This is a genomic window from Streptomyces sp. NPDC102441, from assembly GCF_044765585.1.
Taxonomy (GTDB): Bacteria; Actinomycetota; Actinomycetes; order Streptomycetales; family Streptomycetaceae; genus Streptomyces.
The window spans coordinates 448,494-467,745 of record NZ_JBIWKH010000006.1 but is presented as its reverse complement, the minus strand read 5'-3'; the positions used below and the strand labels follow the sequence as shown (position 1 = coordinate 467,745).

17 protein-coding genes are annotated in these 19,252 nt (G+C 70.0%); 8 read left to right on the top strand and 9 right to left on the bottom strand.

Annotated elements, in window-relative coordinates; translation table 11 throughout:
* Nucleotides 1–150: 150 nt before the first annotated feature.
* Nucleotides 151–3,168, bottom strand: coding sequence for an excinuclease ABC subunit UvrA (gene uvrA / locus ACIREO_RS16230; RefSeq protein WP_404109826.1), 3,018 nt, complete (start codon nt 3,166–3,168; stop codon nt 151–153).
* A gap of 174 nt (nt 3,169–3,342) precedes the next feature.
* Here uvrA and ACIREO_RS16225 point away from each other — a divergent pair, with 174 nt between their 5' ends.
* A complete protein-coding gene (locus ACIREO_RS16225) occupies nt 3,343–4,032 on the top strand; it encodes a maleylpyruvate isomerase family mycothiol-dependent enzyme (RefSeq protein WP_404109823.1) in 690 nt (229 codons plus the stop codon).
* Between the two features lie 10 nt (nt 4,033–4,042).
* A complete protein-coding gene (locus ACIREO_RS16220) occupies nt 4,043–4,699 on the top strand; it encodes an MBL fold metallo-hydrolase (RefSeq protein WP_404109820.1) in 657 nt (218 codons plus the stop codon).
* 66 nt (nt 4,700–4,765) lie between these two features.
* On the opposite strand, the gene ACIREO_RS16215 is transcribed toward ACIREO_RS16220, so the two are convergent.
* From ACIREO_RS16215 to ACIREO_RS16195, 5 genes are all read right to left on the bottom strand, one after another.
* On the bottom strand, nt 4,766–5,761 hold the full coding sequence (locus ACIREO_RS16215) for a TerC family protein (RefSeq protein ID WP_404109818.1): 996 nt from the start codon (nt 5,759–5,761) through the stop codon (nt 4,766–4,768).
* Nucleotides 5,762–6,026: 265 nt separating this feature from the next.
* Nucleotides 6,027–7,997, bottom strand: coding sequence for a TerD family protein (locus tag ACIREO_RS16210; protein WP_404109815.1), 1,971 nt, complete (start codon nt 7,995–7,997; stop codon nt 6,027–6,029).
* 112 nt (nt 7,998–8,109) lie between these two features.
* Nucleotides 8,110–8,688, bottom strand: coding sequence for a TerD family protein (locus tag ACIREO_RS16205; RefSeq protein WP_404109812.1), 579 nt, complete (start codon nt 8,686–8,688; stop codon nt 8,110–8,112).
* Between the two features lie 131 nt (nt 8,689–8,819).
* On the bottom strand, nt 8,820–10,940 hold the full coding sequence (uvrB, locus tag ACIREO_RS16200) for an excinuclease ABC subunit UvrB (protein WP_404109809.1): 2,121 nt from the start codon (nt 10,938–10,940) through the stop codon (nt 8,820–8,822).
* Between the two features lie 39 nt (nt 10,941–10,979).
* Nucleotides 10,980–11,852 carry an MHYT domain-containing protein gene (locus ACIREO_RS16195; RefSeq protein ID WP_404109806.1) on the bottom strand — a complete coding sequence of 291 codons (873 nt, stop codon included), beginning with the start codon at nt 11,850–11,852 and terminating at the stop codon, nt 10,980–10,982.
* A 215-nt stretch (nt 11,853–12,067) separates the two neighbouring features.
* Here ACIREO_RS16195 and ACIREO_RS16190 point away from each other — a divergent pair, with 215 nt between their 5' ends.
* From ACIREO_RS16190 to ACIREO_RS16180, 3 genes are all read left to right on the top strand, one after another.
* Nucleotides 12,068–12,940 carry a glycerophosphodiester phosphodiesterase gene (locus tag ACIREO_RS16190; RefSeq protein WP_404109804.1) on the top strand — a complete coding sequence of 291 codons (873 nt, stop codon included), beginning with the start codon at nt 12,068–12,070 and terminating at the stop codon, nt 12,938–12,940.
* Nucleotides 12,941–12,987: 47 nt separating this feature from the next.
* Nucleotides 12,988–13,533 (top strand): methylated-DNA--[protein]-cysteine S-methyltransferase, encoded by a 546-nt coding sequence (locus tag ACIREO_RS16185; protein ID WP_404109801.1) that lies wholly within the window; start codon nt 12,988–12,990, stop codon nt 13,531–13,533.
* A gap of 66 nt (nt 13,534–13,599) precedes the next feature.
* On the top strand, nt 13,600–14,877 hold the full coding sequence (locus ACIREO_RS16180; RefSeq protein WP_404110008.1) for an MFS transporter: 1,278 nt from the start codon (nt 13,600–13,602) through the stop codon (nt 14,875–14,877).
* A 97-nt stretch (nt 14,878–14,974) separates the two neighbouring features.
* Here the strand turns inward: ACIREO_RS16180 and ACIREO_RS16175 are convergent, their stop codons facing one another.
* Nucleotides 14,975–15,616 carry a uridine kinase gene (locus ACIREO_RS16175; protein ID WP_404109799.1) on the bottom strand — a complete coding sequence of 214 codons (642 nt, stop codon included), beginning with the start codon at nt 15,614–15,616 and terminating at the stop codon, nt 14,975–14,977.
* A gap of 34 nt (nt 15,617–15,650) precedes the next feature.
* On the opposite strand from ACIREO_RS16175, the gene ACIREO_RS16170 reads away from it, so the two are divergent.
* Nucleotides 15,651–16,016 carry a nuclear transport factor 2 family protein gene (locus ACIREO_RS16170; RefSeq protein ID WP_404109796.1) on the top strand — a complete coding sequence of 122 codons (366 nt, stop codon included), beginning with the start codon at nt 15,651–15,653 and terminating at the stop codon, nt 16,014–16,016.
* Nucleotides 16,017–16,083: 67 nt separating this feature from the next.
* Here the strand turns inward: ACIREO_RS16170 and ACIREO_RS16165 are convergent, their stop codons facing one another.
* The gene (locus tag ACIREO_RS16165) at nt 16,084–16,578 is read right to left on the bottom strand and encodes a cupin domain-containing protein (protein WP_404109793.1); all 495 of its coding nucleotides are present in this window, start codon (nt 16,576–16,578) and stop codon (nt 16,084–16,086) included.
* A 78-nt stretch (nt 16,579–16,656) separates the two neighbouring features.
* Nucleotides 16,657–17,343, bottom strand: a complete 687-nt coding sequence (locus ACIREO_RS16160) for a winged helix-turn-helix transcriptional regulator (RefSeq protein WP_404109790.1) — start codon at nt 17,341–17,343, stop codon at nt 16,657–16,659.
* A 69-nt stretch (nt 17,344–17,412) separates the two neighbouring features.
* Between ACIREO_RS16160 and ACIREO_RS16155 the strand changes: the two genes are divergently transcribed.
* Nucleotides 17,413–18,624: a pyridoxal phosphate-dependent aminotransferase gene (locus ACIREO_RS16155; protein WP_404109787.1), complete on the top strand. Its 1,212-nt coding sequence runs from the start codon at nt 17,413–17,415 to the stop codon at nt 18,622–18,624.
* Nucleotides 18,621–19,250: a peptidase gene (locus ACIREO_RS16150; RefSeq protein WP_404109784.1), complete on the top strand. Its 630-nt coding sequence runs from the start codon at nt 18,621–18,623 to the stop codon at nt 19,248–19,250. Before ACIREO_RS16155 ends, ACIREO_RS16150 begins: the two co-directional genes overlap by 4 nt.
* Nucleotides 19,251–19,252: the final 2 nt, after the last annotated feature.

Genomic DNA, 19,252 nt, shown 5'->3' with positions numbered 1-19,252 from the left:
GGCACGGGCGACAGACCCGACGATACCGGCGGAGAACGGCGGCCCTCCGACCGGCCCCGGAGAGTGCCGGCCGGACGGACGGGCCGACGGAGGGGAAGACCGCCCGGACCGGCCGGCCCCGGTGTGCGGAGCCGACCCGTCCGGGCGGTGTCAGGCCTTCCGCGCGCGGGCGGCCTTCTTCGGCGCGGCCTGCTCGGCCGCCGCCTTTCCCGTCGTCCTGGCCGTGGCGGTCCTGCGGGCCGTGGGCGCCTTCGCGGCGACCGCCTTCTTCGCGGGCGCCTTACGGGCCTTACGGGCCGCGGGCACAGCGGCCTCACCGATCCGGTCCGCACCCAGGACTCCCTGGAGGAACTTCCCGGTGTGGCTCGCCGGCACCGAGGCGATCTCCTCCGGGGTTCCCTCGGCGACGACCAGACCGCCGCCGTTGCCACCCTCGGGGCCCATGTCGACGACCCAGTCGGCGGTCTTGATGACATCGAGGTTGTGCTCGATGACGATCACCGTGTTGCCCTTGTCGACCAGCCCCGAGAGGACCGAGATGAGCTTGCTGATGTCCTCGAAGTGCAGACCGGTCGTCGGCTCGTCCAGGACGTAGACCGTGCGGCCGGTGGAGCGCTTCTGCAGCTCGCTCGCCAGCTTCACCCGCTGCGCCTCACCGCCGGAGAGCGTCGGTGCGGACTGGCCGAGCCGGACGTAGCCGAGGCCGACCTCGTTGAGCGTGCGGAGGTGACGGGCGATCGTCGGGACGGCCTCGAAGAACTCCAGGCCCTCCTCGATCGGCATGTCCAGCACCTCGGCGATGGACTTGCCCTTGTAGTGGACCTCCAGGGTCTCCCGGTTGTAGCGCGCGCCGTGGCAGACCTCGCACGGGACGTACACATCGGGCAGGAAGTTCATCTCGATCTTGATCGTGCCGTCGCCGGAGCAGTTCTCGCAGCGGCCGCCCTTGACGTTGAAGGAGAAGCGGCCCGGCAGATAGCCGCGCACCTTCGCCTCCATCGTCTCGGCGAACAGCCGACGGACGTGGTCGAAGACTCCGGTGTACGTGGCCGGGTTCGACCGGGGCGTACGCCCGATCGGCGACTGGTCGACATGGACGACCTTGTCGACGAGGTCGTCGCCGTCGACCCTGGTGTGCCTCCCGGGGACCGACTTGGCACCGTTGAGCTCACGCGCGAGGTGGGTGTACAGGATGTCGTTGACCAGGGTCGACTTCCCCGAACCCGAGACACCGGTGACCGCAGTGAGCACACCCAGCGGGAACGAGACGTCGATGTCCTGGAGGTTGTTCTCCCGGGCGCCGTGCACCGTGAGCCGGCGCTTCGGGTCGACGGGACGCCGGATGTCCGGCATCTCGATCACCCTCCTGCCCGAGAGGTACTGGCCGGTGATCGACTCCTTGTTCGCCAGCAGTTCCTTGAGCGAGCCGGAGTGGACGACCTTGCCGCCGTGCTCACCGGCGCCGGGGCCGATGTCGACGACCCAGTCGGCGACCTTGATGGTGTCCTCGTCGTGCTCGACGACGATGAGCGTGTTGCCCATGTCCCGGAGCCGGACCAGGGTCTCGATCAGCCGGTGGTTGTCGCGCTGGTGCAGGCCGATGGACGGCTCGTCCAGCACGTACAGCACGCCGACGAGCCCGGAACCGATCTGGGTGGCGAGCCGGATGCGCTGTGCCTCACCGCCGGACAGGGTGCCCGCCGCGCGGTTCAGCGAGAGGTAGTCGAGGCCGACGTCGACGAGGAACTTCAGCCGCTCGTTGACCTCCTTGAGGACCCGCTCGGCGATCTTCTTGTCACGGGCGTTCAGCTTGAGGCGGCCGAGGAACTCGGCGCACTCGCTGATCGACATCGCGGAGACCTCGGCGATGGACTTCTCCATCACCGTGACCGCGAGGACCAGCGGCTTCAGCCGGGTGCCCTCACAGGTCGGGCAGGCCACCTCGCGCATGTAGCCCTCGAAGCGCTCGCGGCTGGAGTCGCTCTCGGCCTCGGAGTGGCGCCGCTTGACGAACTGGAGCGCACCCTCGAAGCGGGGGGTGGTGTAGGCACGCTCGCGCCCGTACCTGTTGCGGTAGCGAACCTCGGTCTGGATCTTGTGGCCGTGGAGCAGAGCCTTCTTGGCGCGCTGCGGCAGTCCGGCCCAGGGGATGTCCGTACGGAATCCGAGCGCGTCGGCCAGCGCGTGGATCTGGCGCCCGAAGTACTCCTTGGTGTGCCCGTGCGACCAGGGGTGGATCGCACCCTCGTCCAGCGACTTGTCCTCGTCCGGGACGATCAGCTCCGGGTCGACCTCCATGCGCGTACCGATGCCCGTGCAGTCGGGGCAGGCGCCGAAGGGGGAGTTGAAGGAGAAGGAGCGGGGCTCCAGCTCCTCGAAGGAGAGGTCGTCGTACGGGCAGTAGAGGTGCTCGGAGTACATCCGCTCGCGCTCGGGGTCGTCCGCGTCGAGGTCGACGAAGTCGAGCACGACCATGCCGCCGGAGAGGCCCAGTGCCGTCTCGACGGAGTCGGTCAGCCGGCGCTTGGCACTGTCCTTCACCGTGAGGCGGTCGATGACCACCTCGATGGTGTGCTTCTCCTGCTTCTTCAGCGTGGGCGGCTCGGACAGCTGGATCGTCTCACCGTCGACCCGTGCCCTGCTGTAGCCCTTGGTCTGGAGGTCGGAGAAGAGGTCGACGAACTCCCCCTTGCGCTCACGCACCAGCGGCGAGAGCACCTGGAAGCGGCTGCCCTCGGGCAGGCCGAGCACCTTGTCGACGATGGCCTGGGGCGACTGGCGCGCGATGGGCCTCGCGCACTCCGGGCAGTGCGGCTTGCCGATCCTGGCGAAGAGCAGCCGGAGGTAGTCGTAGACCTCGGTGATGGTGCCGACCGTCGAGCGCGGGTTGCGCGAGGTCGACTTCTGGTCGATGGAGACGGCGGGCGAGAGGCCTTCGATGAAGTCCACGTCCGGCTTGTCCATCTGGCCGAGGAACTGCCGGGCGTACGAGGAGAGCGATTCCACGTAGCGCCGCTGGCCCTCGGCGAAGATCGTGTCGAACGCGAGCGACGACTTGCCCGATCCGGAGAGCCCGGTGAAGACGATGAGGGAGTCACGGGGGAGATCGAGCGAGACGTTCTTCAGGTTGTGCTCGCGCGCGCCACGGACGATGAGACGGTCGGCCACGCCGGTCCGCACCTTTCTGGAGAGAAATGGGGAACTGAGCCCCTCTCCCAGGTTATGGGGGGCGCCACAGCGATGTACGAAGCTTTCGACTCCGAGCGTATAGCACGCGCATTCGATTTACGGTCGGCCGAAGACTCCATCACCCGAATGAGTGGCGGGGTCTACCCTCGGCTCATGACTGATCATGCGCGCGACCTGGAAGCTGTACGTGAAGCGACCGATCGGCTGCTCAGTGCCACGGGCGAGATGGACGACGGCGCCGTCGGGGAGCCGTCGCGTCTGCCGGGCTGGAGCCGCGGCCATGTTCTCGCCCACCTGTCACGTAACGCCGAAGCCCTCGTAAATGTTCTCCAGGGGCGCCCGATGTACGCGAACAGCGAAATCCGGGACGCCGACATCGAACGCGACGCGCCCCGGCCCCTGGCCGGACAGCTCGCTGACCTGCGCGTGAGCGGAGCGGCTTTCCTGTCCGCGGCCGAGGCGACCACCGACTGGTCGAGCACGGTCACGATGCGCAACGGTGTGACGGATTCGGCCTCCCGGATCCCCTTCCGCCGCTGGATCGAGGTCGAGCTCCACCACGTGGACCTCGGGGTGGGATACGAGCTGGAGGACCTGCCGGAGGATTTCGTGATCCGGGAGAACGACTTCCTGGCGGAGCGGTTCTTTGGGCATCCGGATGTCGTCGCCACCACGGCGGTCGCCCCGGACGGCCGGTCGTGGACCACGGGCGGCGGCAGCGACGGAGCCCCGGTCACCGTCCGGGGCACGGCCCCCGGCATCCTCGGCTGGCTCTGCGGACGCCGTGACGGCTCCGCACTGACCGTGGAAGGCGGCGGCCTTCCCGCGCTGCCCCCGCTATAGGCTGCGTCACATGACGTACAGCGGAACGGTCAAGGTCGGCGGACCTGCTGATGTGCACGAGCTGACGGATCTGATGATCTCCAAGGTCGCCGTCGGGCCGATGAACAACAACGCGTATCTGCTGCGCTGCCGGGCCACCGGCGAGCAGCTCCTGATCGACGCGGCCGGCGAGGCCGGGACGCTGCTGCGGCTGATCGGCGAGGACGGCATCGCGTCCGTCGTCACCACGCACCGGCACGGTGACCACTGGCAGGCGCTCGGCGAGGTGGTCGCGGCCACCGGCGCACGGACGTACGCCGGGAGGTACGACGCCGAGGGCATCCCGGTGCCCACCGACGAACTCGTCGAGGACGAAGGCACGATCCGGGTGGGCCGGGTCTCCCTGACCGCCAGGCATCTGACCGGCCACACCCCGGGGTCCATCGCCCTGGTCTACGACGACCCGCACGGGGCCCCGCACGTGTTCACCGGCGACTGTCTCTTCCCGGGCGGCGTGGGTAATACGAACAAGGACCCGGAGGCGTTCGCGAGCCTGCTCCATGATGTGGAGACCAAGCTCTTCGACCGGCTGCCGGACGAGACGTGGGTCTACCCGGGCCACGGGCATGACACCACGCTCGGCACCGAGCGCCCGCAGCTGCCGGAGTGGCGCGCGCGAGGCTGGTGAACCGCCGAACGCCCGACGGCCGGGTGCCCCTCACGGGGCCCCGGCCGTCGGCATGTCCGTACGGCGCTACTTCTCCGCGCCGATGCTCTCGCTGTCGTCCTTCTCCTCGGCCTCCCGTGCCGCCTGCTTCTTGTTGGCGATGAGACTGGTGATCGTGGTGACCACCAGGACGCCGCAGATGACGGAGAGGGAGAACGGGATGGAGATCTCCGGGACGTGCACCCCGGACTCGTGCAGGGCGTGCAGCACCAGCTTGACGCCGATGAACCCGAGGATCACCGAGAGCCCGTAGCTGAGGTGGACCAGCTTCTTCAGCAGACCGCCGATGAGGAAGTACAGCTGACGCAGGCCCATCAGGGCGAAGGCGTTCGCGGTGAAGACGATGTACGGGTCCTGGGTCAGACCGAAGATCGCCGGGATCGAGTCCAGCGCGAACAGCACATCGGTGGTGCCGATGGCGAGCATGACCACCATCAGGGGGGTCATGACGCGCTTGCCGTTGTTCCGGATGAAGAGCTTCGTCCCGTGGTACCTGTCGGCGACACCGAACCGGTGCTCGATCGACTTCAGGAGACGGTTCTCCTCCCAGTCCTCCTCGTCCTCGTCGGCCCGCGCCTCCTGGATCAGCTTCCAGGCGGTGTAGATCAGGAACGCGCCGAAGATGTAGAAGATCCACGAGAAGTTGGCGATGACCGCGGCACCGGCGGCGATGAAGATCGCACGCAGCACCAGGGCGATCAGCACACCGATGAGCAGCACCCGCTGCTGGAGGTGGCTGGGCACCGAGAACTTCGCCATGATCAGGACGAACACGAAGAGGTTGTCGACACTGAGCGACTTCTCGGTGATGAAGCCGGCGAAGAATTCACCCGAGGCCTGGCTCTCGCCGAAGACCAGCAGGCCGAGCCCGAAGAGGCCGGCCAGGGTGATCCAGACGATGGTCCAGATCCCGGCTTCCTTGGTCGACACGTCATGGGGCTTCCGCCCGATGACGAAGTCGACGGAGATGAGGGCGACGAGACCGAGAATGGTCAGCGTCCAAAGAGTCCATGAAACGTCCACTGCGCCTCCGGCAGTTCGCTACGGCTATAGATCAGCGTCGTCGCTGCCGGAGGTCTCTTCCACCCGGGAGCGCGGGATGCGCGCCGGGCCGACGCCCCGGGACCGGTCACAGTCCGTACTGACGGGAACGCCGCGATCGGGAGTACTCCCCTCCGCACCAAGAACAGTACATGAATCACCAAGAAACAGTAAAGTCCGTGCCAAGGTGTGATCAAAATGCCAGGTCAGAAGGCATGCGCGGGTAGTTGACCCACCGTCATCCGGCTCAGCGGTGACCGCTTCGCCGCGCCGCGGCCACCAGCGCGAGCACCTGCTCCAGGACGCGGCTGCCCTGCGGCGCCCTCAGCGGCTCGTACGTCCACGCGTGGCCCACCCAGGGGTCGGCAAGGTGGTCGTCGGCCACGGGGGTGATCCGCAGCAGGGAGCGCCACAGCGGGTCGAGCACCGGGCCGTAGTCGCGGGCGTCCTCGCGGTCGGCCACCATCAGCAGGTGCACGCCCACCGAGGGGCCCTCGTCGGCCAGATAGCGCAGCTGGGTGACGGCCCTGTCGTCGAAGCCGTGCGGGAAGTCGTTGACGATCAGCAGTTGCTCACCCGTGTCGACGTCCGGGGGCAGCGCGTCCGCGGCGCCGGCCCTGATCGCCATCTGCACCAGGTCGACGCGTCGGGTGAGCTGGGCGAGGACCGAGGCCACGCCTTCCGCCCCGGCGGCGGGCGGCCCGGCGAGAACCCCGGAGACGGAGAGGGGGGAGAGCTGAGCGGCGGCGGAACCGGCAGGGTCGATCACGTGGACGGAGAACTCGTCCGCCGGGTAGACGGCGAGCAGCCGCGCGGCCAGAGCGACCGCGGTGTCCATGGCCGGCGCGCGCAGCTGGTCCCCGGCCGTGGCGGCGGCCGCCTCCGAGGCCGTACGTCCGCTGTCGACCCAGATTCCGCGCTCCAGGGGAAGCCGCACCAGCAGCGGGATGCGCAGGCCTATGCCCTCGGGCAGATGGAGGTCGCCGATGCGCATGGCCATCGGGGTCTCCATCGGGACGCGGTAACCGTGCCAGACGGGGTTGCCCCAGTCCGCGTATGCGGCGGGAAGTGCCGGTTCGACGACGGCGGACTCGGCGGCGAGCTGGGCGAGATCGCGCTCGAGCGCCTCGCGCGCCCGGCCGGTGAGTTCATCGCGCTTGGCCCGGGCTTCCTCGCGGGCTCGGTCGCCGGCACCGCCGATGCGGCTACGCGGGTCGGAAAGGGTCCGGTCGATCTCCTGGTCCATCCGGGACTCGGCGAAGTCGACGGCGCTCCGGTAGGCGGCGACGGCGCGGGCCAGGTCCTCGAACATGCCCCAGATCTGGTTGTAGAGGCGCTCGTCCATGGACCAGCCGGTGGCGTCACCGGCGACGGGCTGTGCGGGCCGGCCAGGAGCCGTGGGCGGGGCCGCCGGCGGCGGCGGGGGCGGCGCCGAGGTCTGACGCCGTGGGTGCGCGTAGTTGACGGGGCCGCCAGGAGCGTCCGTGGGCGCGGACGCGGGCTCTGCCAGCGGCTCGGGGGCCTGCGCCGGGGCGGGCGGCCTGCCGCCGCCTCCAGGAGCGCCGCCGCCTCCAGGAGCGCCACTGCCTCCAGGAGCTGCGGGACCCGCGGGGTGGTGTACCCGCTCCCCGTCCGGAGAACGGGGCGGTGGCGTCACGGAGCGGGCGAGCCCGGAGGCGACGGCCTCCTGTATGGAGGCGGCCAGCTCCGCCGCCTCTGCCACCCCCTGGTCGGCGAGCATCTCGGCGAGCCCCGCGGCGTACCCCTGGCCGACGGCGCGGACCTTCCAGACACCCTGGCGGCGGTAGAGCTCCAGGGCCGACACGGCGGACTCGGTGTCCAGGCCGGTAAGGGTGAACGTGGCGATCTCGGTGCCGTCGAGTCCGGTGACGGCGACGAAGGGGGCGGCCACCGCGCCGAATCTGCTCGGCCGCCCGGCCCCCATGGGCAGGGCGAGGAGCACGGTGACGCGGTGCACCGAGCCGGGCAGGGCGTCCAGGTCCACGGCCAGCCGGTGGTCGGCCGCCGCCTGCCGGGACACCTCCAGCCCCGGCACCCGGTGCGAGGCGGGGTGGGCGATCCAATCGGCGCCCTGGACGGTGCCCCGCTCGTCGCCCAGCGTGGCGCCGGCCACGACGGGCGACCCCGCCGACACCCTGATCTCCAGACGGGTCTGGGGCAAGGTGTGGTTCTGCCCCCGGACCAGCTCGGCCGTCATCGCCCTGTCCCCTCGACGTGCGGTGTGGTGCCCTGCTATGGGTGCAGCTCCCGGCGGCGGATGCCGCCGGGAGCTGCTCGTACGGGTCTGCGGGTGCTGCCCGCCGCCGCCTCTAGAGGTGCGGCAGGATCGCCGGCATCAGGTCCTGGAACGTACGGCCGTTGGCCGGGTTGCCGAGGGCGGTCATCTGCCATCCGCTGCCCGCTCGGTGCACCTTCGCCATGATCTGCGCCGTGTACTGGCCCCCGCCGTCCAGCGTGTAGCGGGCGAGCTCCTGGCCGTTGGTCTCGTCGACGATGCGGCAGAAGGCGTGTCGCACCTCCTGGAACGTCTGGCCGGTGAAGGAGTTCACCGTGAAGACGATCTGGTCGATGTGGACCGGGACCCGCTGCAGGTCGACGAGGATCGCCTCGTCGTCGCCGCCGGAGCCGGCCCCGCCGACCAGGTTGTCGCCGGTGTGCTTGACCGAACCGTCGTCGCTGACGAGGTGACGGAAGAACACGACGTCAACGGGCTGCTTGTCGGCGAAGAGCACCGCCGAGGCGTCCAGGTCGATCTCCCGGGTGCGCGAACCGAACAGCCCGCGGCGCGGAGCCGCCTGCCAGCCGAGCCCCATCCGTACCGCGGTCAGGGTCCCCCCGTCGCTCTTCTGCAGGTTGATGGCCTGGCCCTTGGTCATGTTGACCGTCACGCGCTGTCCCCTCTCCGCTTGCCCCGCAACCGTCGGTGTGCGGTTTCCCAGCACCCTACGCAGTCCTCGCAGGCGGGAAGAGGCGTGGGCCGCTTTTGTGTCGGTCCTGCAACACTGCGGGCCCCACGGGCTCAGGCCAGCCCCGCCTCCCTCATCTGGCGCAGCTCCTTCTTCAGCTCCCCCACCTCGTCACGCAGCCGGGCGGCCACCTCGAACTGCAGGTCGGCCGCGGCGGCCCGCATGCGGTCCGTCATCTCCTCGATGATCCCCGCGAGCTCCGCGGCGGGCCGGTCGGTGACCACCGCGCCCTCCTTCTTCGCCTTGCCCCCCGCGGGGGCCTTGCCGCCCAGCGAAGGGACAGGAGCCTTGGTGTCCTTGCCCTGCCGGTAGCCGGTGCCGAGCAGCTGCTCGGTGTCGACCTCCTCGCGGGCGATGGACGCGACGATGTCGTTGATCTTCTTGCGCAGCGGCTGCGGGTCGACCCCCCGCTCGGTGTTGTAGGCGATCTGCTTCTCGCGGCGGCGGTTGGTCTCGTCGATGGCCTGCGCCATCGCCGGGGTGACCTTGTCGGCGTACATGTGGACCTGCCCCGAGACGTTACGGGCGGCACGCCCGATGGTCTGGATCAGCGATGTGCCGGAGCGCAGGAAGCCCTGTTTGTCCGCGTCGAGGATGGCCACGAGCGACACCTCGGGCAGGTCGAGGCCCTCACGCAGGAGGTTGATGCCGACCAGGACGTCGTACTCCCCGGAGCGCAGCTCGCGCAGCAGTTCGATGCGGCGCAGTGTGTCGACGTCGCTGTGGAGGTAGCGGACCTGGATGCCCAGCTCGAGGAAGTAGTCCGTGAGGTCCTCGGACATCTTCTTGGTGAGCGTGGTGACCAGGACGCGCTCGTCCTTCTCGGTCCGCTCGCGGATCTCGTGGACCAGGTCGTCGATCTGGCCCTCGGTGGGCTTGACGACGACCTCCGGGTCGACAAGTCCGGTGGGCCGGATGATCTGCTCGACGAAACCGTCGCCCCGGGACATCTCGTACTTCCCGGGTGTGGCGGAGAGGTAGACGGTCTGGTCGATCCGGCCCAGGAACTCCTCCCATTTCAGCGGACGGTTGTCCAGGGCGGAGGGCAGCCTGAAGCCGTGGTCGACGAGGGTCCGCTTGCGGGAGGCGTCGCCCTCGTACATCGCGCCGATCTGCGGCACGGTGACGTGCGACTCGTCCAGGACGAGGAGGAAGTCCTCGGGGAAGTAGTCGAGGAGGGTGTTGGGGGCGGTGCCGGGCGAGCGGCCGTCGAAGTGCATCGAGTAGTTCTCGACGCCGGAGCAGCTGCCGATCTGGCGGAGCATCTCGATGTCGTACGTGGTGCGCATGCGCAGCCGCTGGGCCTCCAGCATCTTGCCCTGCTTCTCCAGCTCGGCGAGGCGCTGTTCCAGCTCCTGTTCGATGCCGCCGACCGCCTTCTCCAGGCGCTCGGGGCCCGCGACGTAGTGGCTGGCGGGGAAGACGTGGACCGAGGCGTCCTCGCTGATGACCTCGCCGGTAAGGGGGTGGAGGGTCGAGAGCGCCTCGATCTCGTCGCCGAACATCTCGATGCGGACGGCGAGCTCCTCGTACACCGGGAAGATCTCGATGGTGTCGCCGCGGACCCGGAAGGTCCCGCGGGTGAACGCGAGGTCGTTGCGGGTGTACTGGATCTCGACGAAACGGCGCAGCAGCTGGTCACGGTCGATCTCGTCGCCGACCTTGAGCTGGACCATCCGGTCCACGTACTCCTGGGGGGTGCCCAGGCCGTAGATACAGGAGACGGAGGCGACCACGACGACGTCGCGCCGGGTGAGCAGCGAATTCGTGGCGGAGTGCCGCAGCCGCTCGACCTCCTCGTTGATCGAGGAGTCCTTCTCGATGTAGGTGTCCGACTGCGGTACGTACGCCTCGGGCTGGTAGTAGTCGTAGTACGAGACGAAGTACTCCACGGCGTTGTTCGGGAGGAGCTCGCGGAACTCGTTGGCCAGCTGGGCGGCCAGCGTCTTGTTCGGTGCCATCACCAGGGTGGGGCGCTGCAGCTTCTCGATCATCCAGGCGGTCGTCGCCGACTTGCCCGTGCCGGTCGCACCGAGCAGGACGACATCCTTCTCACCTGCGCGGACGCGCCGGTCCAGCTCGGCGATGGCCGCCGGCTGGTCACCGCTTGGCTGGTAGGGACTGATGACCTCGAAAGGCGCCACCGAACGTTCGATCTTCGAGACTGGCCGCATGCAACCACCGTACGGCCCGCCACTGACAACGGCCGGGGATCAGCGGCTCCACGGCTGCCGGGACTCCTTGCGTGCGGTGGTCGCGTAGGGCTGCGTCCGGCGGCGCTGGACGGGGATCGAGGCCACAGGTCCGCCGCTCCGGGGAGCCTGCCCCGGCAGCCGCCCGGCTTCTTCGCGGGATCCGGTCACCACGAGGGGGTCGATCATCACGACCACGGCTGCGAGCAGAAGGAAGCAGCCCGGTCCGATCATCATCGGCAGGAGCAGCGAGGTGGGTGCCTCGCCGGGCAGTGCCGGCGGGGCGTCGGGGTGCAGGTGCACCCGGAGCGCGGCCATTCCCGTGTAGTGCATCCCGCTCACGGCCACACCCATGACCACGCTGGCACCGAGGCTGGGGAGGAATCCGTGGATGGAGACGGCGGCCCACAGCGCGGTTGTCGCGGCCACCACGGCGATGACGACGGAGAGCGCGACGGTGAGCGTGTCGTACTCGAACACTCCCTCGAAGTTCATTCCGGCCATGCCGAGGTAGTGCATGGAGGCGACACCGAGGCCGGTGATCGTTCCGCCGGTGACCAGCGCCATGCGGGTGGCGCCCCGGTAGCCGACCAGGAAGATACCGATCCCGACCATCCCGACCCCCACGGCGAGACTGGCGTAGGTCAGCGGCCTGTCGTAGCTCACCGGCGCTTCCCGGACGGTGAAGCCCAGCATCGCGATGAAGTGCATCGTCCAGATGCCGGACCCGATGGATGTCGCGCCGAGGGCCAGCCAGCCGGCTCTGGAGGCTCCCCGAGTGCGCAGGGACCGTGTGGTGCACCGAAGACCGAGCGCGGCGCCGAGGCATGCCATGAGGAACGCCGTGACCGGCGTCACGAGGCCGTAGGTGAATCCGTCAACTGTGCCCTGCATGCTGGTACGCCCTTCGCGGTGTGCCCGGGTTCGGGGGTGACCCTAAAGGGCAAGGCCCGGCAAGCAAACATAAGGACGGCATTTTATCCGCCTTCGGGCCCTTCGAGGACGCGGCTCCCATCATTGCGTTCACAACATGGCCATCATCCCCCTCCCTTTTGTTGGCGATCGGATGCGAGTCTCAGGCTGTCCGCATCTCGACGCGAGGAGTACACGTGTCCGTACGCACAGCAACCACCTCCGGTGCCGTCGCCGCCCTGCTCGGCGCCTGTGTCCTGTTGCCCGCCACCCAGGCCCAGGCCTCGGGGCCCCAGGACAGCCCGGTCGTCTACGCCCACCGGGGCGCTTCCGCCTACGCCCCGGAGAACACTCTGGCGGCCGTGGACGCGGCCGACGACCTGGGCATCGCATGGGTGGAGAACGACGTGCAGCTCACCAAGGACGGTGTGCTGGTCGTCGTGCACGACACCACCCTGGACAGGACCACCGACGCCGAGGAGGTCTTCCCCGACCGTGCGCCCTGGGCGGTCAAGGACTTCACTGCGGCGGAGATCGCGAAGCTGGACGCCGGCAGCTGGTTCGGCGCCGGCTTCGCGGGCGCCCGGGTGCCGACGCTCAGCCAGTACCTGCACCGTGTCGAGCGCAACCGCCAGAAGCTGCTCCTGGAGATCAAGAGCCCGGAGATCTACCCGGGCATCGAGAAGGAGACCCTGGGCGTCCTGCGCAAGGAGGGGTGGCTCGACCGCGGACACGTCAAGCACAAGCTGATCATCCAGAGCTTCGGTGCAGAGAGTGTGAAAACTGTTCATGTTCAGCGTCCGGACGTCGTCACGGGCTTCCTGGGCACCCCGGCGGTGGCCGATCTGCCGTCGTACGCGGCGTTCACCGACCAGATCAATCCGTCGTACACGACGATCGGCGCCGACTACGTCGCCGCGGTCCAGAAGCTGAAGGGCGCCCACGGCAAGCCTCTCCGGGTCAACACCTGGACGGTGAACGACGCGGCGAAGGCGGCGGAGGCGGCCGGCTTCGGCGTGGACGGCATCATCACCAACAACCCCGACATCGTCCGGGACGCCACCCGCTGAGCGGCTGACGGGGCGGCACTGTCGGTGCCCGGTCGTACGGTGGTCGCATGGAGAGCAGCGAGCAGGTCGTGGAGTGGGCCGTCGTGCCGAGCGGTATCGGCCCGCTCCTGCTGGCCGCGACCCGCACCGGTCTGGTGACCGTGGTCTTCCACGCGCGCCCGGCGGTCCGGGACAAGGTGCTCGGGCAGTTGCGGACACGGCTCGGCGCGAAGCCCGTGGAAGCCCCGGGCTCCGCGCTGCTGGCCGAGCCGGCGCGTCAGCTCGCCGCGTATTTCGCCGGAGAGCTGCGGGACTTCTCTCTCGCTCTGGACTGGTCGCTCAGCTCCGGCTTCCACCGCGAGGTGCTCACCGAGCTGGCGTCCGGCGTGCCCTACGGCACGGTCGTGGGCTACGGGGACCTGGCGAGCCAGGTCGGCCGGCCGGGCGCCGCCCAGGCCGTGGGGGCGGCCATGGGCTCCAACCCGCTGCCGGTCGTGGTTCCGTGCCACCGGGTGGTGGAGAGCGGCGGAGGGCTCGGCGGGTTCGGCGGCGGGCTGGAGACGAAGCGGCAGCTGCTGGCTCTGGAGGGCATACTCCCGCAGCCGCTGTTCTGAATTCGTACCGACCGTGTCCGTCGCGCCATGTCGCACGGAGGTACGAGCTGGCACACTGCGGCGGTGATGACAGCTCTCCCCGCGCCGCGGATCACAGCCGCTGAGCTGCCGGCCCTGCGGCGCCGGATATCCACCGTGCTCGTCGGCAGCCAGATACTCGGCGGCCTCGGCGTGGCCGTCGGTATCGCGCTCGCCCCGGTCCTGGCGACCGAGGTGAGTGGCTCCGAAGCCGTGTCGGGGCTCGCGCCGACCGCCTCCGTGACGGGCACCGCACTGCTCTCGCTGCCGCTGGCCGCCCTGATGACCTCGCGGGGCAGGCGCGCCGGGCTCGTCCTCGCCTACCTGATCGGGGCGTGCGGGGCCTTCCTCGTGGTGACCGCTGCCGTCGTGGGCAGCTTTCCGCTGCTGCTGCTCGGTATGGCCGGCTTCGGTGCCGGCTCGTCGGCCAATCTCCAGGCGCGGTTCGCGGCGGCCGACCTCTCGGAGCCGGAGCGGCGCGGGCGGGCGATCTCCACCGTCATCTGGGCCACCACGATCGGTTCGGTGCTCGGCCCGAACATCGCCGCTCCCGCGAGCCGGGTGTTCCGGGGCACCTTCGTGCCCGAGACGGCGGGCCCGTTCGCCTGGGCCGCCGGCATCTTCCTGCTCACCGGGGCCGTGGTCGCCGTGCTGCTGCGCCCCGACCCGCTGCTGACCGCACGGGCGCTCGCCTCCGAGGACACGGCCGACGCGGCGAGCCGATCGCTGCGGGCAGGGATCGCGGCGGTGCGGGCGGCCCCGATGGCCCGGCTGGCACTCGTGACGGTCGCCGTGTCCCACACCGTGATGGTCTCCATCATGGTCATGACCCCTGTCCATCTGGGGCACCACGGCGCGGACATCCAGCTGATCGGCCTGGTCATCAGCGGACACATCGCCGGCATGTACGCGCTGTCCCCCGTCATGGGCTGGCTCTCCGACCGGGTCGGCCGGCTCCCCGTCATCGGGCTGGCTGCCGGACTGCTCTGCTGCGCGGCGGTGTTGGCCGGTACGTCGGGTGACGGGCACATCCGGACGGCCGCAGGCCTGTTCGTCCTGGGGCTCGGCTGGTCGGCGGGCCTGGTAGCGGGCTCGGCGCTGCTCACCGACTCCGTACCTCAGGCGGCACGGGCCGCCGTGCAAGGACTCTCCGACCTCACGATGAACACGGCTGCCGGCATCGGCGGCGCCGTCGCCGGAGTGGTCGTCTCCCGGCTGGGCTACGGCTGGCTGAACGCGGCCGCCGCCTGCCTCCTCCTGCCGATGGCCGCGCTCGCGCTGCGCAGGACACTGGCCCGGCCTGCCCCGGATTCCTTGAAGGCCTGACCACCCGCTCGACGTACGCCCGGCGGCCGCGGCGGGCTCCGGGCAGGGCCGAAGCGGTCGCGATGGTCGGGGCCCGCCCGGTGTGACACCCCTCGCTTCAGCCGCCGAGCCCCGTCCAGGCGGGGCGGTGCGGGTCGTCGGCCCGTACGACGGCGTCCGCGCGGCCGGCCGGGGCGACCTCGTCCTCGTACCGCTCGAAGGCGGGCAGCGTCCACCGCTCGCTCTCCCGTGTACGCCGTCGCAGCGCTCCCGGCGAGACACTCAGATGCACGGCGAGGTCGAACGGGAACCAGTGCCCGAGGAGCAGCGGCCCGTGCAGGATCAGCACCCCGCCCCCGGGCAGCACCTGGTACGGACTGCGGGTCGCCCGGTCCGTCGCGGGGTTCCAGAGATCGGGCAGGACCCGTCCGCTGCCGCCCGTTTCGAGCGGACGGAACACCTCGCGCCACAGCGCCCCGGTGTCGAACCAGCTGTCGGCGTACGAGTCCGGGTCCTCCTTGCCGTATTCGTAGCGCAGGCTGGCCGGGCGCAGGAAGCCCTCCGTGGAGACGGTGAGCACCGGGCGCCCGAGGGCCCGCAGCGCCTCGGCGAGACGGGCGGCGGCTTCCTCGGGGCGGGCGGCGGGAGCGCCGTCGACACCGATCCTCAGCCAGGACCCGCCGTCGGCCGGTTCGAGTCCGTCGGCATGGGCGGCGAGGTCGCGGGACAGCCGTTCCCAGGTGATGGGTTCAAAGTGCACGCATCCATCATCGCCCTGTCGCATCATGATCCGTATGGATCTCGCATACGCCCGCAGGTTCGCGTCCCGGTGGCAGGACGACTGGAACTCCCACGATCTGGACCGCATCCTCGCCCACTACGACGAGGACGTGACCTTCAGCTCCCCGATGATCGCCCGGCTGACGGGCTCCCCGGCCGGGACACTGCACGGCAAGGCGGCGCTGCGGGCGTACTGGGCCGCCGGGCTGGAGAAGATCCCCGGCCTGGAGTTCGAGGTGATGGACGTGCGCGCGGGCGTCGACGCGCTGGTGATCGACTACCGCAACCAGATCGGTGGCCGGGTGTACGAGGTGCTGACCTTCCGGGACGGGCTCGTCGTCTCCGGCTTCGGGGCGTACGGGGAGACGGCCGCCGTCTGACGGACGGCTCGGGTTTTAAGGCGCCCCGGCGGGGACGCCCGCCGCCGTGCGGAGGCCCCCGCCACGCTCATCCCGCAGCCGGGCAGTCCACCGCGTCGGCGTCGTCGGAGAGTTCGCTGCCTTCGGGGAGCAGATAGGTCACCCAGAGCACGACGGGCTCCGTGCCCAGGTTGCGCCCGATGTGGCGGTGGTCGGCCCCGGACGGTTCGATGAACGACGTTCCCGCTGGTGTCGCCTCGACCGAGCAGTCGTCGAGGGTCCGCGTCAGCGTGCCGGACTTGACGACGGCGATCAGCTGTCCGCGATGGGTGTGCCAGCCCGTGGAGCCGCCCGGCGCCACCGTGATCTCCCGGAAGGTCACATCCGTGCGCCCCTCGGGAGTCTCCACCTTCAGCTTGCCCCGGGACGTGCCCTCGGCGACGACCGTGCCGCTCACACCGCTGCCCGGTGTCGCGACCGCCGCCGCCGGCACAAGACCGAGCGCCGCCACGCAGACCCCCACGAGCATGACCTTGCGCAGGGTCACCCGCTTCTTCGTACCGACCGTGCCACCGAATTCCATGACCGACTCCCTCAGCATCCGGGCCCATCGAACATGCCTACGCTACGCGTGAGTTGGCGTACCGCAGCGACGGCACGGTCATCCGCCGCCACGGAGTTCGACGGCGAGCGGTCCCTCGCCCAGGACTTCGGCCCGGCCTTCCTTCACGGCCTCGGCGAGAGTGCTTTCACCGCGCCCGATGGACAGCACGGCCTCGGCGTCCAGCACGAGGCACGCGTCCGGGTGGCCGGCGGGACCGTATCCGTACGCCTCGCCTCCCGGCGCCTCCGCACCGGTACGGATGTGGAACTCGCCCTCGGGGAGCCTGACCTCGATGACTCCGCCATGGGTGAGGGCGTCCAGGGCCCGCAGCAGCGGCAGGGCGAACCAGTGGGCCCTGACCGCGTCCGTGGGCCGGCGCTCACCGAGCGCGGGCGCGCCCCACCGAGCGAGCGCGGTGAGGACCGGGAGCAGTCCACGGCCGTGCTCGGTCAGCTCGTAGACCGAGGCTGCCGCCGGGGGCGGCAGACGGCGGCGCACGGCCAGGCCGCCCTGTTCCATGTCCTTGAGCCGGGAGGCCAGCACATCCGTGCTGACTCCTGGCAGATCGGCGTGCAGATCCGTGTAGCGGCGCGGACCGGCCAGCAGTTCACGGACGATCAGCAGGGTCCACCGGTCGCCGACGGAGTCGAGGGCGCGGGCGGTGGCGCAGAACTGGTCGTAGCTCCGGCGGCGGGCGGGGCGTGCGGGCTGCTGCTGACGTGGCATGCGACGCAGTCTAGACATGTTGTTGGACTTTCCAAGCGCAAGCTTGGTAAAACCAAGTATCGCAAATCCAGGCTCGGGAGGCACCGCATGGAGTTCCGGCAGTCCAGCAAGCTCAACGAGGTCTGTTACGAGATCCGGGGGCCGGTCATCGAGCAGGCCAACGCCCTGGAGGAGGCGGGCCACAGCGTGCTCCGCCTCAACACGGGCAATCCGGCTCTGTTCGGCTTCGAGGCCCCGGAGGAGATCGTCCAGGACATGATCCGGATGCTCCCCCAGGCGCACGGCTACACCGACTCGCGCGGCATCCTGTCCGCTCGCCGGGCCGTCGCGCAGCGCTATCAGGCGATGGGCCTGACCGACGTCGACGTCGACGACATCTTCCTCGGCAACGGCGTCTCCGAGCTGATCTCCATGTCCGTACAGGCACTCGTGGAGGACGGCGACGAGATCCTCGTCCCGAGCCCCGACTACCCCCTGTGGACCGCTGTCACCACACTCGCGGGCGGGAGGGCCGTTCACTACATGTGCGACGAGGGGGCGGACTGGAACCCCGACCTCGCCGACATGGCCTCGAAGATCACCGACCGCACCCGGGCCATGGTGATCATCAATCCGAACAACCCGACGGGAGCCGTCTACTCCCGCGAAGTCCTCGACGGCATGCTCGACCTGGCGCGCCGGCACGGGCTGATGGTGTTCGCCGACGAGATCTACGACCAGATCCTGTACGACGGTGCCGAGCACCACAGCGTGGCGGTGCTGGCTCCCGACCTGCTCTGTCTCACCTTCAGCGGGCTGTCCAAGACGTACCGTGTGGCGGGATTCCGCTCGGGCTGGATGGTGGTGTCGGGCCCGCAGCAGCACGCCCGCAGCTATCTGGAGGGGCTCACCATGCTCGCCTCCATGCGGCTCTGCCCCAACGCCCCCGCCCAGTACGCGATCCAGGCGGCGCTCGGCGGACGGCAGTCGATCCGGGAGCTCGTCGCCCCGGGGGGCAGGCTCCACGAACAGCGTGACCGGGCCTGGGAGCGCCTCAACGAGATCCCCGGGGTGTCGTGCGTGAAGCCGAAGGGCGCGCTGTACGCCTTCCCGCGCATCGACCCGAAGGTCCACCCCATCGTCGACGACGAACGGTTCGTCCTGGACCTGCTGCTGCGGGAGAAGATCCAGGTGGTGCAGGGCACCGGCTTCAACTGGCCGCGCCCGGACCACTTCCGCATCCTCACCCTCCCGCACGCCGACGACCTGGACGCCGCGATCAGCCGCATCGGCCGCTTCCTGAACGGATACCGCCAGTGACCTGTACGACCTGCCGTACGCCCGTGCACACGCAGTTCGCCTCGCCCGGTCTGGTCGAGGCGATCGTGGAAGGCGGGCTCGATCCGGTGGAGGACCCCCGCTGGCCGGAGTCGGGCGCAACGTCGCCCGCCGAGTACGCGCGCTGGGCAGGCCATCTGTGCGGTATGACCTGCCTGCGCATGGCGCTCGGCACGGGGGCGCCGTCCCTGTTCGCCCTGCGGGACGGGGCGTTGAAGTACGACGCGTACACGGAGGACGCCGACGGGGTGATCAGGGGCCTGGTCTACGCCCCCTTCGCCCGGTACGTGTCCGAGGTCCACGGGCTCGACGCGGTCGTCCACCGGGACCTCTCCGCCGCCGGAATCCTGGAGCTGCTGGACGAGGGCCGGCGCGTGACGGCCTCCGTGCACTACGGAATCCGGCACCCGGAACGGCCGGCTCCTGGCCGCGGTGGCCATCTGGTGCTGCTGACCTCCCGGACGGCGGACGGGTCTGGTGTCCACTTCCACAACCCGTCGGGGACCACGGCCGCTACCCGCGCGGCCGCCCTTCCGCTGCCGGTCTTCGAGCGCTTCTTCGCAGGCCGTGGGGTCTCCCTCCCGGGCGCCCCGGCATCAGACGCGTAGCG

Coding starts and splice junctions, on each gene's coding strand:
- ACIREO_RS16185 (WP_404109801.1), top strand. CDS start 12,988: ATGGAGAGCAGCGAGCAGGTCGTGGAGTGGGCCGTCGTGCCGAGCGGT.
- ACIREO_RS16210 (WP_404109815.1), bottom strand. CDS start 7,997: ATGACGGCCGAGCTGGTCCGGGGGCAGAACCACACCTTGCCCCAGACC.
- ACIREO_RS16170 (WP_404109796.1), top strand. CDS start 15,651: ATGGATCTCGCATACGCCCGCAGGTTCGCGTCCCGGTGGCAGGACGAC.
- ACIREO_RS16155 (WP_404109787.1), top strand. CDS start 17,413: ATGGAGTTCCGGCAGTCCAGCAAGCTCAACGAGGTCTGTTACGAGATC.
- ACIREO_RS16220 (WP_404109820.1), top strand. CDS start 4,043: ATGACGTACAGCGGAACGGTCAAGGTCGGCGGACCTGCTGATGTGCAC.
- ACIREO_RS16225 (WP_404109823.1), top strand. CDS start 3,343: ATGACTGATCATGCGCGCGACCTGGAAGCTGTACGTGAAGCGACCGAT.
- uvrB (WP_404109809.1), bottom strand. CDS start 10,940: ATGCGGCCAGTCTCGAAGATCGAACGTTCGGTGGCGCCTTTCGAGGTC.
- ACIREO_RS16160 (WP_404109790.1), bottom strand. CDS start 17,343: ATGTCTAGACTGCGTCGCATGCCACGTCAGCAGCAGCCCGCACGCCCC.
- ACIREO_RS16165 (WP_404109793.1), bottom strand. CDS start 16,578: ATGGAATTCGGTGGCACGGTCGGTACGAAGAAGCGGGTGACCCTGCGC.
- ACIREO_RS16180 (WP_404110008.1), top strand. CDS start 13,600: ATGACAGCTCTCCCCGCGCCGCGGATCACAGCCGCTGAGCTGCCGGCC.
- ACIREO_RS16195 (WP_404109806.1), bottom strand. CDS start 11,852: ATGCAGGGCACAGTTGACGGATTCACCTACGGCCTCGTGACGCCGGTC.